This window comes from Aquimarina sp. KJ22-3 (genome assembly GCF_055808215.1).
This window is the reverse complement of the sequence record NZ_CM147859.1, coordinates 1,626,690-1,641,051: the sequence shown is the minus strand read 5'-3', so window position 1 is coordinate 1,641,051 and position 14,362 is coordinate 1,626,690. Positions and strand designations below refer to the sequence as shown.

At 34.8% G+C, this 14,362-nt stretch carries 12 protein-coding genes and 1 pseudogene; all 13 read right to left on the bottom strand.

What is annotated here, in order from left to right:
• Positions 1-26: 26 nt before the first annotated feature.
• Positions 27-449: a nuclear transport factor 2 family protein gene (locus AC0L3Q_RS07140; protein ID WP_473285937.1), complete on the bottom strand. Its 423-nt coding sequence runs from the start codon at positions 447-449 to the stop codon at positions 27-29.
• 253 nt (positions 450-702) lie between these two features.
• Positions 703-1,182 carry a DUF1203 domain-containing protein gene (locus AC0L3Q_RS07135; RefSeq protein ID WP_473285936.1) on the bottom strand — a complete coding sequence of 160 codons (480 nt, stop codon included), beginning with the start codon at positions 1,180-1,182 and terminating at the stop codon, positions 703-705.
• Between the two features lie 77 nt (positions 1,183-1,259).
• Positions 1,260-2,096 carry a bifunctional helix-turn-helix domain-containing protein/methylated-DNA--[protein]-cysteine S-methyltransferase gene (locus AC0L3Q_RS07130; protein ID WP_473285935.1) on the bottom strand — a complete coding sequence of 279 codons (837 nt, stop codon included), beginning with the start codon at positions 2,094-2,096 and terminating at the stop codon, positions 1,260-1,262.
• A gap of 74 nt (positions 2,097-2,170) precedes the next feature.
• Positions 2,171-3,412 (bottom strand): DUF3570 domain-containing protein, encoded by a 1,242-nt coding sequence (locus AC0L3Q_RS07125; protein ID WP_473285934.1) that lies wholly within the window; start codon positions 3,410-3,412, stop codon positions 2,171-2,173.
• A gap of 41 nt (positions 3,413-3,453) precedes the next feature.
• Positions 3,454-3,666: a DUF4266 domain-containing protein gene (locus AC0L3Q_RS07120; protein ID WP_073315204.1), complete on the bottom strand. Its 213-nt coding sequence runs from the start codon at positions 3,664-3,666 to the stop codon at positions 3,454-3,456.
• Positions 3,663-4,592 (bottom strand): FAD:protein FMN transferase, encoded by a 930-nt coding sequence (locus tag AC0L3Q_RS07115; RefSeq protein ID WP_473285933.1) that lies wholly within the window; start codon positions 4,590-4,592, stop codon positions 3,663-3,665. Before AC0L3Q_RS07115 ends, AC0L3Q_RS07120 begins: the two co-directional genes overlap by 4 nt.
• A 141-nt stretch (positions 4,593-4,733) precedes the next feature.
• A complete protein-coding gene (locus AC0L3Q_RS07110) occupies positions 4,734-5,084 on the bottom strand; it encodes a thioredoxin family protein (protein ID WP_473285932.1) in 351 nt (116 codons plus the stop codon).
• 385 nt (positions 5,085-5,469) lie between these two features.
• Complete coding sequence (locus AC0L3Q_RS07105) at positions 5,470-5,973, bottom strand: ferritin (protein ID WP_073315210.1); 504 nt, start codon at positions 5,971-5,973, stop codon at positions 5,470-5,472.
• Between the two features lie 157 nt (positions 5,974-6,130).
• Complete coding sequence (locus AC0L3Q_RS07100) at positions 6,131-7,456, bottom strand: tetratricopeptide repeat protein (protein WP_473285931.1); 1,326 nt, start codon at positions 7,454-7,456, stop codon at positions 6,131-6,133.
• A gap of 137 nt (positions 7,457-7,593) precedes the next feature.
• Positions 7,594-9,726 carry a tetratricopeptide repeat protein gene (locus AC0L3Q_RS07095; RefSeq protein WP_473285930.1) on the bottom strand — a complete coding sequence of 711 codons (2,133 nt, stop codon included), beginning with the start codon at positions 9,724-9,726 and terminating at the stop codon, positions 7,594-7,596.
• Positions 9,727-9,939: 213 nt separating this feature from the next.
• Complete coding sequence (locus AC0L3Q_RS07090) at positions 9,940-10,452, bottom strand: PAS domain-containing protein (protein ID WP_473285929.1); 513 nt, start codon at positions 10,450-10,452, stop codon at positions 9,940-9,942.
• A 95-nt stretch (positions 10,453-10,547) separates the two neighbouring features.
• Complete coding sequence (locus tag AC0L3Q_RS07085) at positions 10,548-13,016, bottom strand: TonB-dependent receptor domain-containing protein (protein WP_473285928.1); 2,469 nt, start codon at positions 13,014-13,016, stop codon at positions 10,548-10,550.
• Positions 12,997-14,355, bottom strand: a pseudogene (locus AC0L3Q_RS07080) (HTTM domain-containing protein). The gene AC0L3Q_RS07085 and the pseudogene AC0L3Q_RS07080 overlap by 20 nt, the downstream one beginning before the upstream one ends.
• Positions 14,356-14,362 lie beyond the last annotated feature (7 nt).

Here is a 14,362-nt window from a genome sequence, read left to right as displayed (position 1 = left end):
TATAATTGGATAAATACTTAATACTTCTACTTAGAAGCTAAGTCTTGCGTTTTCTTGTAAAAAATCTTATTCACGATTTTCCATTCTCCATTGATCTTTAGCAGATTCATATAATCAATGAAGGTAAAATTTGGGTATTCAATTTCTAATTTTGCATTGGCAGCATGTCCAGACACATTGATATAATCAATTCTTGTTTTTCTGTTTTGTTTAGGACCAGGTTTCATTTTTCCAAAAAACTCCAGTGCATTCACTTCTTTGTATTCGTCTCCAATAAATTTCATAGTAGCCGTTTCATGAAATGCCTTTTTTAAGGTCTCAAAATCATTATTGGTACCTCCATCCAGGTAATAACGTACTGTTTTTTCTACAAGGGCGTAGTCTGATTCTTGTGCCTGGCAAAAAGCAATAGCCATACACATTACTAATAAAGTGATTGTTCGTTTCATTTTGATGATTTGTTATATTAATAAGAATTAGGTGATGCTCTAAAGTAGAAAAACAATTTGGATACTTCTCATAAAAAAAACTTAATCCTTTTTACAACTAACTAAAAATGAAAAAATTAAAAAAATGATACTTAGGGGTAGGGTTATTCTTTTTTGAAACGTTACACTATAAAATGCTCGTGGATTACCTCTAAAGCTACATGGCAAAAGGGAACGCTGTTTTATGTGTTCCCTTTTTTTATTAACGTTGACTTTATACCCTTTCGATTTTACAGATATAACAACCTGCCTCGGCATTTCTGGCATGTAAATAAGATACTTTTTCATGCTCTTCAAAGATTTGTGAGATTAATACATCCACATCATCATCCTTAACCAATTGCGTAAATACCATTTTTTGATCTTCATCATAGCCAATCAGTGTTAATGGAAAGTTTTTGGTATCTGCCTTAATCTCTGGAGGGAAAACATGGATATCTTGATACGGTGCTACTTCTTCTTTATGAACAAAAATAGGTCCAGGTTGATCGAATGCATTAGCAATTTCAAACGGACTATGCCTAAGTAATAGCCTTTTGTCCTTCCCGGGTTCAAAAGGTTTTAATGAAAATCGACAAGGACCATATCCACTTGCAAGTTGTTCAACAACGGGATAGCCATACGCATCTATTTTGGTAGCTTTAATTCTCGAAACATACTCTTTTGATAATGGCACAATTCTAAATGTATTCATCGCTATAATTTTAAAGTTCTCTTACAAAGATGAACTTTAACGATCTCGTATACCACCCGAATATTGCTCAATGTATGCTACACATTGGCGGCCTCCCAGCCGATAATTGCTGTCTTCCTAACACTTCCCCAATGGTATTGTCCAAAATCTCCACATGCTCTAATCACCCGATGACAAGGAATTAAAAAAGCCACTGGGTTTTGTCCGATCGCAGTCCCAACCGCTCTTACGGCTCCTGGATTATCAATATGATTAGCGACATCGCTATACGTTGCTAAACCTCCTTTAGGGATTTTAAGCAGTGTACTCCATACTTTAATTTGAAAATCAGTAGCTTTTAAATGAAGTTTTATCTGGTCCAGTTGTCTCCAATCTTTGGTAAAAAGATGTAGTGCATTTTCTTGTATAGGATCTGTAGTTTGGTTGAACTGTGCTCTACAAAACCTTTTCTGTAATATGACAAACCCTTCATCTCGATCTTCGGTAAATGCCATATGGCAAATTCCTTTGCTCGTAGACCCCACCAGGATGGTCCCGAAATTAGTATCGTAAAAATTATAGTTGACTTCTAGATTTTGACCTTCGTTTTTATACTCTCCTGGAGTCATCCCTTCGATGTTGATAAACATATCGTGTAATCTTCCTGTACCGGAAAGTCCGGTCTCAAAAGCCGTATCGAACAAAGTTGACGCATTATTCTTCAAAACCTGCTTTGCATATTCTATACTTATGAATTGTAAAAACTTCTTGGGGCTTACTCCAACCCATTCTGTAAATAGTCTTTGGAAATGAAATGGACTCAAATGTACCTTACTCGCAATTTCATCCAAATCGGGTTGTTGTTTGAAGTTTTCTCTGATATACCTAATCGCCTCCGCTACACGGTTGTAATTAATACTATTTTGTGGTGTCATTTTTTTCTATTTGAAACCTTACAAAAGTACATTCGTATATACTTCGAGTAAACCCGAAACTTGCTGGATGTGCGCTAATCCATTTGGAAATTAAAGCCTCCCGAGAATAAATTGGCATTCAACCCAGAGTTTCGTTCGTAGTATCTATATCTAAAATCAATACTCTTCAGTCCGAACTTCCAAATATGCGCTTTGGCAAAAATATCAGTATAACTTATCCCGATACCATATTGATTTGCATTAAAATCTGATAAATCAAAATCCGAAGTGTAAAATTCCTGAATAGACAAATGCTCATTAAATGGTGCAAAATAATCTGCTTCGGTTTGATGATAAAAACGATAACTTGGATATACCGTAAACTTATCGGTGATTTTTATGGGTAATTCGATACTAGCCGTATGGGAATTGATCCCCCAATCGTCGGTATAATATCTATAAAACGTTCGTACTGCAACATATTCATTCACATAATAATGCAGTCTACCCCCCATAGCAATTTTGAATCGGGTATCCGGTAATCTTTCTACATCATCACCCAAAGTAAATTCCTGAACCACCTGATCGGCTACATCGGCGAATAGTACTCTTTGAAAAGGCGTAGAAAGTAATCCTTCTTGTTGTATGAGATCTAAAGACAAAGAACCCTGAAGTTTTTTGGATAAAATCTGAGAAAAGCCTAACCCAAGTGAATAAGAGTTTCGGGATTCGTCATCAAACTCAATAAATGCTGGATTATCCCTTAATTCTGAAGGGTAAATTGCGTTCCAGGTATCCAAGAACACATTGGCTTTGATACTAACTTCGGTATTTTTTTCATTAAACAAATAGGCATAACTACCACCGAAACCTACTGAGAAATAGTCGTATTCGTTGGCGATAGAGGCATTGACCGACCATACTCTATTTCTGTCGTCACTACTATGGCTATAGGTACCTGTAAATGTAGCTAAAACATCATTTCTTGAAGCTCCAGACGAAGCAACAAATGGATTAGCAAGTCCTTCGGTATCAAAAGGATCAACATTACTTGATGAAGCCGAAGTATAGGCAGAAACACTCGAATCTATAATCAAGACATCGTCATCATTGAGAGGAATCGACACCACTATGGTAGGTGTTACATCGGTAAGTTCTTCTGTTCCCAGTCCACCAGTCACCGCTGCATTATTACCATCCTGTGTATAATAACTCATCAGGTAATCGACTTCTGTGGATTCCAAAACTCTTTTCTTATATCTTTCTGTTTCTTGTTGTTCTTGTCCTACAACGCAAAACGTATTCCATAAGATAATGATCAAAATTAGTCGTTTCAAAAGCTAAAATTTAAGAGTTATATTCTTTGTATACAATTAGTTTAGTTGCAACCACATCCTCCACCGGTTTTACCTCCATTAGCACCAGCAGCTGATTCTCTGTAGGCTTGAAAATTGGTTTCAAATCGATCACATTTTTTAAGTGCCAACTCCATATCTGGATCATTTAATTGCACTTTCTCGTATTCTTTTACCACCACACACGAATGCAGCAGGCTGGTAAGAAGAATTCCTAAAACTAACCTATAACTCATTGGTCTATTTTTATGTTTTTGGAGGTATGTATATTACCTTCATTATCTATGATAATACATTCAATATTATCTAATTGATTTATTCTATCCATTCCCGTGGTTACTCCCATTACAAAAACCGAAGTAGCTAATGCATCAGCTAATTCTGCTTTTGGAGCAAAGACGGTTACACTTGCGATCTTTTCTGTAGGGTACCCGGTGCGGGGATCAATAATATGCGCATATCTTTTTCCATCTAAGATAAGATACTTTTCATAATTCCCTGAAGTAACCACCGCACGATCCACAAGAGGTAGCATGGCAAAAGCATTTTTTTTGTTCAAAGGATTGGTAATTGCTACTTTCCAACGTGTCTTATCAGGTTGTACTCCCCAGGCACTCATATCACCAGAGGCATTGATAATCCCTGCTTTCACACCGTTGGCAATAAGTAATTCTTTAGCTTTATCAGCTGCGTACCCTTTACCAATTGCACCAAATCCAATTTTCATTCCTTTCTTAGGTAAAAAAACTGTTCTTTTTTCTTTATTCAACTTAATGTTTTGAAACCCAACATTGGCAATAGATGCTTTAATTTCTGCTGATGAAGGCAAAGCGTTTATCGTACCATCAAACTTCCATATCTTATCCATAGAAGCATAACTAATATCAAACGCACCATCGGTCAATCTAGATATTGCTATTGATCTTGCTATAAGATCAAAAAGCTCCTTGTCTACCTCAACAGGGCGTATCCCAGCATTTTTGTTAACTGAAGAAGTCAACGAATTTTGATCCCAGGATGATATCTTTTGTTCTATCCTTTGAATTTCTTGGATAGCTACATCTATATATCGATCAGCATATTCTTTGTTCTCGGCAACTACCGTGATCTCAAAATCACTCCCCATTAATAAAACAGCACGCTTATAAATTTGCTGTGCCATCGCAGGATAACTAGCTAAATATATAACAAGAGTAATTAGAAACTTCAAATCGTTATTGAATAATAGAGTTTAAAAGTTTGATATACGATTGGGGTGACACCTTTTTGTAACCAGTTTCCCCAAGTTTATTTCCGGTTTTATCTAACACGACCACCAATGGGAATCCTCCACTTCTATTATACTTTTCTGCCAGAACGTTGTTTTGCTCCTGGAGCGTCTTAGGTAACTGGTTTTTTTCTTTCTTGGAAAATCCGCCTTCATTAGAATGTAGTGTTCCTTTGCGTACTTTTGGAACTCACTCGTATGTAAAATCTGTTTTTCAAGTTTGATACATGGTACACACCAATCTGAACCAGCAAAAACCAAAACAATAGGTTTATCATTTTCTGAAGCTACTTTTTTTGCCTCTTCAAAATCAGTAAGCCACTCCTGCCCGGTTGCCATATGAAGACCTGCAACCAAAAAGCATCCAACAATCATTATCAATCGCATAGCATAGAATTTTATATACAATAATAAAAAATTATCTTTCAAGTTACTATCCAACACTTACAATCTTGTCATAAAAAAACGGAGATAATTAATTATCTCCGTTTTTGACATCAGTGAATATTTACCAATGTATGTTTAGTTCTATTAAAGTTTTGGACATCTTTTGCAGTTCGTTTTTCCTTTCTTCTTGTACTTCTTACAACACTTTTTCTTTTTGCCTCCGCAGGCAACTTCGCAATTCATAGAAGCACAAGGGGAATATAATGAAGGGGTATCTGTACTATACACTTTGTAATTTTTATTAAATCTAAATAAAGTGCAAAAATATAAAAAATACTTCCCCAGGCAAGAAATCCTTTCTCTTTATTTACTAACTTATTAACAATTAGTTAGCTGGTTCTTCTGGCTGAAAAGAATTGATATCACGATCAAACAAATAATGACCTGATTTATCATCCCCAATAATCTTCAATTTATCTAGCAGATCTCTTGCAGTAGCCTCTTCTTCTAATTGCTCTGCAACATACCACTGCATAAAATTATGAACATTATAATCCTTAAATTGCAAGCATTCATAAATAATATTATTAATTTTTGCTGTTACGAACTCTTCACTTTCCAGGAATACTTCAAACAACTCCATTAGAGACTTAAAATCATCTCTAGGTTTATCTATCGCGGGTATAACTGCGTTACCACTTCTTTCATTAATAAATTTTACCAATTTGGTCATATGTACTCGTTCTTCTTCTGATTGTGTATAGAAGAAATTGGCAACACCATTATAACCATTTGTATCTGCCCAACTTGCCATTGATAAATATTGCGCAGAGGCTTTGGCTTCATATTTTACCTGCTCATTTAATAATTTTTCTATTTCTGGTATCATACGCTTAACTTAGAATTTTTGTCAAAAAACTAAAGTAAGCAATTTCCCATCCATTTAAAATGAACTTCACTCCTTCTTTACTTATTTAAAATTAAACTACATAATGATAGAAGCAGTAGGTTGTATTTGCCTTTACAGTTGACAATACTCTCACCAATCATTTTTCAATTCCCGAAAGCGACATATCACTAATTTCTGAAGGCTTGTTTTTTTCAAGTTCGATCACACCCACCTTAATTTTCAACAACTTACGTAAATACAATCCTGCAATCATAAACAAAATAGATCCAAAAGAAATTAATGCATAATACCCTGCAGATAAAATGCTAGTGGAGGTTCTAGAATCTGGCACTTTAAAATCCATTTTCTCCAGAACCTTAATCATATTTACTTTTTGATCTTTGGCAACTAACTTTTGAATCTCTGTTACCAAGGCTGTTTTATCGTTAAAAGGAACTCCGGTAATACTTTTTATACCAGCAACTCCTTCTTCTTTTAATGAAAATGTTTCTGATAGATAAGCGATCCCTTTTTCATCAAGTGCATAACTATCCGTACTTTTAGGTAGGAAATAAAAGTAATATTGACAAAATGCAAACAGCACAAAAGCCATACTGCAAACCAATAAAGCTCTAGATCTTTCATTGATATTAGTATCCCTTTTGGACTTGATAAATGTATTGATCTCTTCTATGGCAGTTTTTGCTTTGATGTTGTCAGGATTGCTATCCAAGGACTTTTTAAAACATTGCAAACTGTCTTTCAAATACGAATTATTGATCTCTAATTTGTTTTTTTCGTATTGTTTGGTTTTAATATATCCTCTAGAATAGTATAAATCCGAAAGTTTTAAATCTTTATACTTCTTTTCTTTGGTACCGAAGTTTCGGTTTTCGTAAAGATTAAGTTGTTTTGACCCCTTTCCAGATTTTCCTATTTGTATAGCATCCTTTAGATACTTGTCCGTTTCGCTTAAAACCTTTTCATTAAGTTCTTCGTCGGGTCCATTCAAATTCAATTCACTCAATCCAATTAGTGCATCCACATTATTAGGATCTCGTCTTAGTACTTTATCAAATTCATTACGAGCCGCCGAATACTCTTTGTTTCTCAAATAGGCATTCCCCAAATTGTTAGACAACAAGAAATTATGCTCATCCAGTTTTACGGCTTTCTTAAACGAACGAATAGCTTTAAGGTATTCTTCTTGGGCCAAATATAACTGCCCCTGTAGATTAAACCCTTTGGCACTAGGCTCCCCATAACTTAGGTATTCATTGATTGCCTTGTGCCCTTTTTCATTTTCACCTTCTAGAGCATATAATTCTGCCATTTTAAAATAATCATTGGCAAAATTATACGGTTTGTTTATTATTTTTTCTGCGGCCTTTAAATTCGCATTTCGTTTCCAATAATTGCTTAATTCTGCATTGACTTCTCGTTTATCCTTTTCGGCATATAATTGATTCAAAGCAAATAACAAGCTTGTATTTTTATTATCTCTTCTAACGCCTTCCTCAAAAAGATGTTCGGCTTTATCGAGATCCCCAAAAAATTCAAAATAAATATTGCCACAATACAGATAGTTATTGGGGTCTTTCCTGAAGATAAGATTCTCTTTTAACTGCTTTTCGTAGAATTGTAATACTTCTTGCCATAACTTTCTGGAATTTTGATACCCCCTTTCTTGAATAAGTAATGTGCTTTGTTATGTAAAGCATATACATTATTGTTATTATTTTCTTCCAAAACCTCATCAAGGACTTCAACGGATTTTTGAAGATTTCCTATAGAATCATATAAATTTGACAAATCAAGGAACCCATCTTTAACTTCTCCATACAATGTTGCTTTTTCGTAGTAAAAAAGACTTTGAGCATAATCTTTCAAAAAGTACTGATACAAATTCCCAAGTGCCCAAAATCCATAGACAGATTTATATTTATCCACCAAATCATGAAAGTTTTTCACCTCTTCCTTATAATCTTTCAATAAGGTTATGCAGTGGTAAATGTCGTTATACGCATTGACATCATCGTTCTTTTTGTGTATAATTTTCTGATAACATGCAATAGCTTTTTGGGGATCTTCGTGACGAAAACTAAAACCTAAATTGGAGTATGCAAGATGGAAATTAGGATCTATTTCCAGGCATTTATTGTATTTTTCTCTAGCTTCCTTGAGCATTCCTTTATCCAATAGCACATTCCCCCATACATTATAGAGTTCTACAAATTTGGGATCGGCTTTCCTGGCTTTTTCATAATATGCTATAGCTTTATCCGGATCATTTTTTTTGGATAATCGTCCTAGAAAATAATATCCTATTTTTTTTATAGCATCGGTATTGGACCATTCTTCAAACTTGGCCTGAGCTTTTTCTTTATCTTCCTGATCTAATAAAATATCTCCCCAATTTAAATAAGCTACTTCATATTTTGAATCTATTTCTATAGCCCTCTGATAATATTGAATTGCCTTCTCGTACTCGTTCTTATTTTTGGATACAATACCCAGATTGTGATAAGCCCATTTATAATCTGGATCCAACTGAATACATTTCAGATATTTTTCTCCTGCTTCTTCACTTTTTCCAAGGCTAAGCAAAACATTGCCCCAACTATTATATCCAGTAACAAAATTATTATCTTCTGTGATCGACTTTTCAAAATATGTTATTGATTTCTCTGGCTCCGTTTTTTCATAGGTTCTTCCCAAATAATAATAGCCTATTTTCTTTCCTGTAGTTGTCTTTGTCCATTTACTATATTCTCTTCTTGCTTGTAAAACAGTACTCCGATTAAGTAATAACTCGGCCAAACTATCATAAGCTGCCTGATACTCAGGATCTATATGGATAGCTTTTTTATAGTGTTTTATAGCACTCTTAGTATCCTTAACTCGTTCATTAAGAACCCCTAGATTATAATATGCCCATTTAAATTTGGAGTCTATTTCTATACATTTCTCATACTTTTCTTTAGCTTCTTCATATTGTTCTTCCCCCAATAATAAATTTCCCCATCGGTTATATACATCCGTAAATTGTGGATCCAAATCAATTGCTTTTTGGTAGTATTCAATTGCTTTTTTTGTGTTGTTATTTTCAAAACAAACTCCAAGATTATAATGTGCCCATTTATATCCCGGATCTATTTCTAGGCACTTTTCATACCAATTTCTAGCCTCTTCGTAATTCTTTTGATCAGACCAAATTCCGGCAATAGCGTAGTATGCTTCGAGATAATTAATATCAATATCTATTGCTTTTTTATAAGATGCAATTGCTTTTATATAATCTGTTTTTTCAAATATTCTTCCCAAATTAAAATGCGCCCATTTGTAGTTAGGTGCAATTTCCAGGGACTTTTTGAAATATTTTTTTGCCTCTTCATATTTCTGACTGTTCAACAATACACTACCTAAGGAATTATATGCTTCAAAATAGTATGGATCCAATGCTATAGCTTTGTTGTAATAATCTATAGCTACCTCCGGTTCACTTCTCTCCATTAGATATCCCAAATTGTGATACGCTAACTTATAATTTGGATCTAGTTCCAGGCATTTTTCATACTTTTCTTTTGCTTCATCTGGTTTCCCCTGATTAAGCAATAAATTACCCCAATCCAGATAAGCTTCAACGTATTGAGGATTAATTTGCGTTGCTTTTTCGTAATATTCAATGGCTTTTTCTGGGTCGCTTTTCTCGTGCGAGTACCCCAAACTATAATACTCCTGTGCAGTTTCCATAATGAATGAATTGGTTACAGATACTAATTGATCTCAATATATTTGGGGATAAAAAATAAGAGGGTGCATCAAAATTAGCACATTTTGACTTAAAAAACACGGGGTATTTACCTGTTTATCAAAATATTACACGGAAAAATACGATCAGAAAAAAGTCTTGAAAATTTTCTTTTTTAATCAGAAGAAGGAATTGCGTGTAATAAAAGGGAATATCTAAGCTGCTTTTTCAAAAGCTATGTAGTTAAGTAGCTTTCCTTTTTTGTTCAAAACAGGATACCCTTTTATCACACATGTATAAGGAGTTTGATCTTTTCGATAATTCAATATAGAAACCTGAAATGGTTCGAGCTTTTCAACAGCCGCTCGTATCTTGGCAGAGGTCTTCAAACAAGTATCTTTTCCCTGAAACATTTTGGGTGAATTTCCTATCACCTCTTTGGGAGAGTATCCGTTCAGTTTCATGATATTACTAGAAGCATAAACAATCTTCAGTTCTGGACTAGTTACTACGACTACTGATTGCTTGTCTACAAATTCCGAAAGATAATCTCTTTCAAAATCCCAGTTTTTGGTAATTCTTTTAAGCTCAGAAAGGTCCTGCTTGTACGTTTCTAAAGAAGAATGATATTCCCCGTAGAATTCCCACGACAACAAAGGCAATACGTAATTAGATAAACCTTCGTAATACTCCGCCATCATATGATCATACCCGCTAAACTCTTTCATAAAATGTTAATTTCTTCAAAAATATAGAAATCTACTTTTATTTCAGATTGAACAAAAGTTAATTCTTAGGGTAAACAAAAGTTAATCTTTTACCACTATAACTTGAATTGCAAGGTAGCATACCACGAAATTGGTGCCGAAGGAATGATCCCTGGACCAGGATATCCCGTTGCTCTTTGAGTGAAATAACTCTCGTCCAAAAGATTATTTACTCCTGTCTCTAGCTTAAAATTCTTATACGTATAAGAAAAAGAAACATCCAAAATTGAATATGCTGGAATTTTACCCAAGGTTCCTTCCTCTCTACTCCCTGGTACTCCTCTATCTGCATTGGTCACTTCAGTAAACTGTTCAGACAAATGGGTAAACTGAATGCTACTCAAGAAATTTTTATATCCAAACCCTATTCCTGTTTTCAGGTTGATCAAAGGTATAAACTCTACTTTATTTCCTTCGATAGGTTCTTCCGATCTGGTATATTCAGAATCGGTTATAGCTAGATTAGTAAATGCATTCAATACATAATTGGTATCATCGGCCAAGAAAGTAGTTGCCATATTCCAATTGATGTAACTTTCAATACCATAAATAAATGCATCACCTATATTACCCCGTACCCGTTGTGCTCTATCATTAAAAACCTCGCCAATTCTGTCTTGATACCACAATCCAAAAACACTTGCGTCATAAGTAAGCGTATTATTGAACTTGCCACGGATACCTATATCTGCTGTAAATCCTTCTTCATCGCTAATATCAGGACGAATAACAAAGGTTGGATTTACAATTCGGATATCATTAAATGTTACCGACCTGTAGTTTTGAGAAACATTCGCATATCCTTCCAGGCTTGGATTGAACTTATAGCTAGCTCCCAAACCTAACAACAGGAAAGAGCGCTCAAAAGTCTCATCATCTCGTTCTAACGTATTATTGATGGGGTTACCAGCATTATCAAAGATTACATTATTGAAGGTTCCATCTGCTTCAGTTTTGATGTATTCAAATCTAGCTCCTGGGGTCACTGAGAGCTTGTCTGTGATATTGAATATATTTTCTCCGAAGACCGCAACATTTTGATTAGGAAAATCAAAAGTGGATTGATTGGCATAATCTGGAAAAAGATCATTTTGAAAATCAAAATTCGCATCTGTTCCTATACTCCCCGGTCCTTGTCTGGCATCATTATCTGCCTGATAATATTTGGTACCGATCAAAAACACCGATTCTTTGCCTAAGAAATTATACCTACTCAAAAGTCTTGCTTCTGCTCCCCAGTTTTTAAAATTACCAACGATCAAATCTCTTGGTGTAATAAAATTACCATTTACATCGGTTTCGTCTACTGCAGTTATTGGATTGGTGTTAAGGTCTGTAGGTATTCCTCTAAATCCTAAGGCTTTTCTGGAAGCATCCAAGGCAAAAAGATTGACGCTAAAATCAGTTTTTTCAGAGAATTTATGTTCTAATTTAAGTGAGAACAATTTCCAATCTACATCAAACCAATTCCTTGTACGATTACTGAAATCCGGATCAAGCTCAAACTGGGTATCTGTAAGACCTCCTGGTTGTTGCGCCAGGTAATCCAAATAGGTAAACTCTCCCGTTATTTTGGTGTTATCCGTTAATTGGTATCCAATATGCGCATAGATATTTTTTGAATCATAATCTGAATTAGGTCTGAATCCATCTCCACTCTTATAATTAAAATACGTATAATAACTCAACTTACCTACCGTACCGCCGATGCTATTAAAACTACTAAATGCATTAAAAGAACCATAAGATTGGCGGGTAACCAGTTCTATTTTCTTGTTGGGATTAGGTTGTTTCATTTTGAAGTTAATCAGTCCTCCAAACTGAGTTCCATACTGCAATGATGCTGCTCCCCGTACCACCTGAATTTCACTTAAGGCCTCTGCTGGCGGAGTATAATAACTTTCTGGGTACCCTAAAACATCAGCACTTATATCATATCCATTCTGACGGGTATTGAAATTTGCAGTACGATTGGGATCCAATCCTCTACCACCAATATTGAGCTGTAATCCTCCAACACTGTTTTCGTAGATATTCAATCCCACTACCTGCGCATAAATTTCTCTCGCATTGTTAGAAGCCAAATTTCCCAATGCATTCTCTAACAAAACCACTTCACTCTTCTTACCGGCATATATAGCAGTACCTTCTACAGGTTTGAGTTGCTTCAACCCAAAAATCTTAGCTCTTCGTTGCGTGATTAATACTTCTGAAAGTTGCTCTCCAAGAGGAGCCAAAACAAAATCGAAATTGGTATTATTATCGATTGTAATCTGCTTTTCTAAAATCTCATAATTATAGTTAAAAACAGTGAACAAATACGTTCCCTCTTCCAAATCTGTAAATTCAAAACTACCATCTGTAGAGGTAGTTGTCTGCTCACCTGTAGTTTGATTATATATCTCGGCGTTTACCACACCTTGACTGTTTTGATCCAATACCTTTCCCGAAAGTATATGTTGTGAATAACTAAATCCAGTAATAAAAACTATGACAAAAAATACGTTATAATCCCTTAATCTCATCTTTGAATGGAATAATCCAAGTTTTATGTTTAAATGATTCTTTTTGTTTTCCTAAATCTACATTTGGGTCAATGTATGGGCTACTTAAGCGCCCATTAAGTGCGACATAACTTTCTACATAAATTTCAACATTTTGATGACCCTGATTTTCAAAATGTTGTTTTAGATAATGTGCATATTGCAAGATAAAATCTGGCTGTGTTGCCATCTGTTTTTGCTGAAATGCAGTGAGAAAATCATCATTATCTACATAAAATCGCTTTCCGGTTTGTCCATCTACAATTTTAAAATTGGCATAGCCTGCTTTTTCCATAAGCATTACTCTCCATGAGAATCGAAACCCCTCCTCTGTCCAAAATAATTCGCCAGGATATAGCAAATATCGAAACGGCAAAAGTAATTGAATTGCAAAGAAAACAGACAATAAAACCACACTTATTCTTGATCGTACTTGGTTACCTATCCAAGACTTACCCGTGTCAAAAATCTCTTTGTTGATTTTGGCCATCTTTGCGATTACTCCCAAGATTTTATGATGAATTTTTGCATCAAAAAATATCAATGTACTGACGATCATGATATATGGGAACATCCCTATCGGGAACAATACTCTAGTTAATACATGAAAAGCAACTACGAAGACAAATGCTATAATTCTTGTTCTTTTGTAGAGTAATAAGAACGGAATTGTTAGATCATAAACAGCTCCAAAATAGCTAAACGTATAGTGTATCCACTCTTGCTGCATTAAATCTCCCAATAATGGAATACTATATTTGGATGGCAACCATATTTTTAACGGCATCGCTTTCAGCAACCAATCAGAATTCAACTTGGCTAAACCTGCATAAAAATACACGACCCCTAATAACAATTTAACAGCATCAATAGTCCATACGGGAATTTGCTGAAATGATTTTTTCTTCTTCCAGGCATCCACAGAAAAATAAGCATGCGCAGGTAAAAAAATCATCAAAAAACTAAGCAAAGAAATGAAATAGTAATGATTAAGATAAGTAGTCTTATCCATCAACTCTATGTACGTAAAGCTTAAAAAAAGGTAATTATAGCTAACCTATACTTAAATCCCAATGCCACCATTAGAGCAGAAATCCCGCAGATGGCAAAAATCACATAGGTATAAACTCCTAAAGGTTTTACAAAGTCAAAACCAAAGTATGAAAAAAGAAGTTGGGTTGAATGTACAACTTATCAATCCAGCCATAACTCCAGAAACGAATAATGCTTATGAGCATCATTATTCCAAAAAAATACGAAAGACTGCCAATGGTGCAGCCTCCGTATGTTTATAAAAATATGCTTTTGGACTAAAATCCATGTATAAT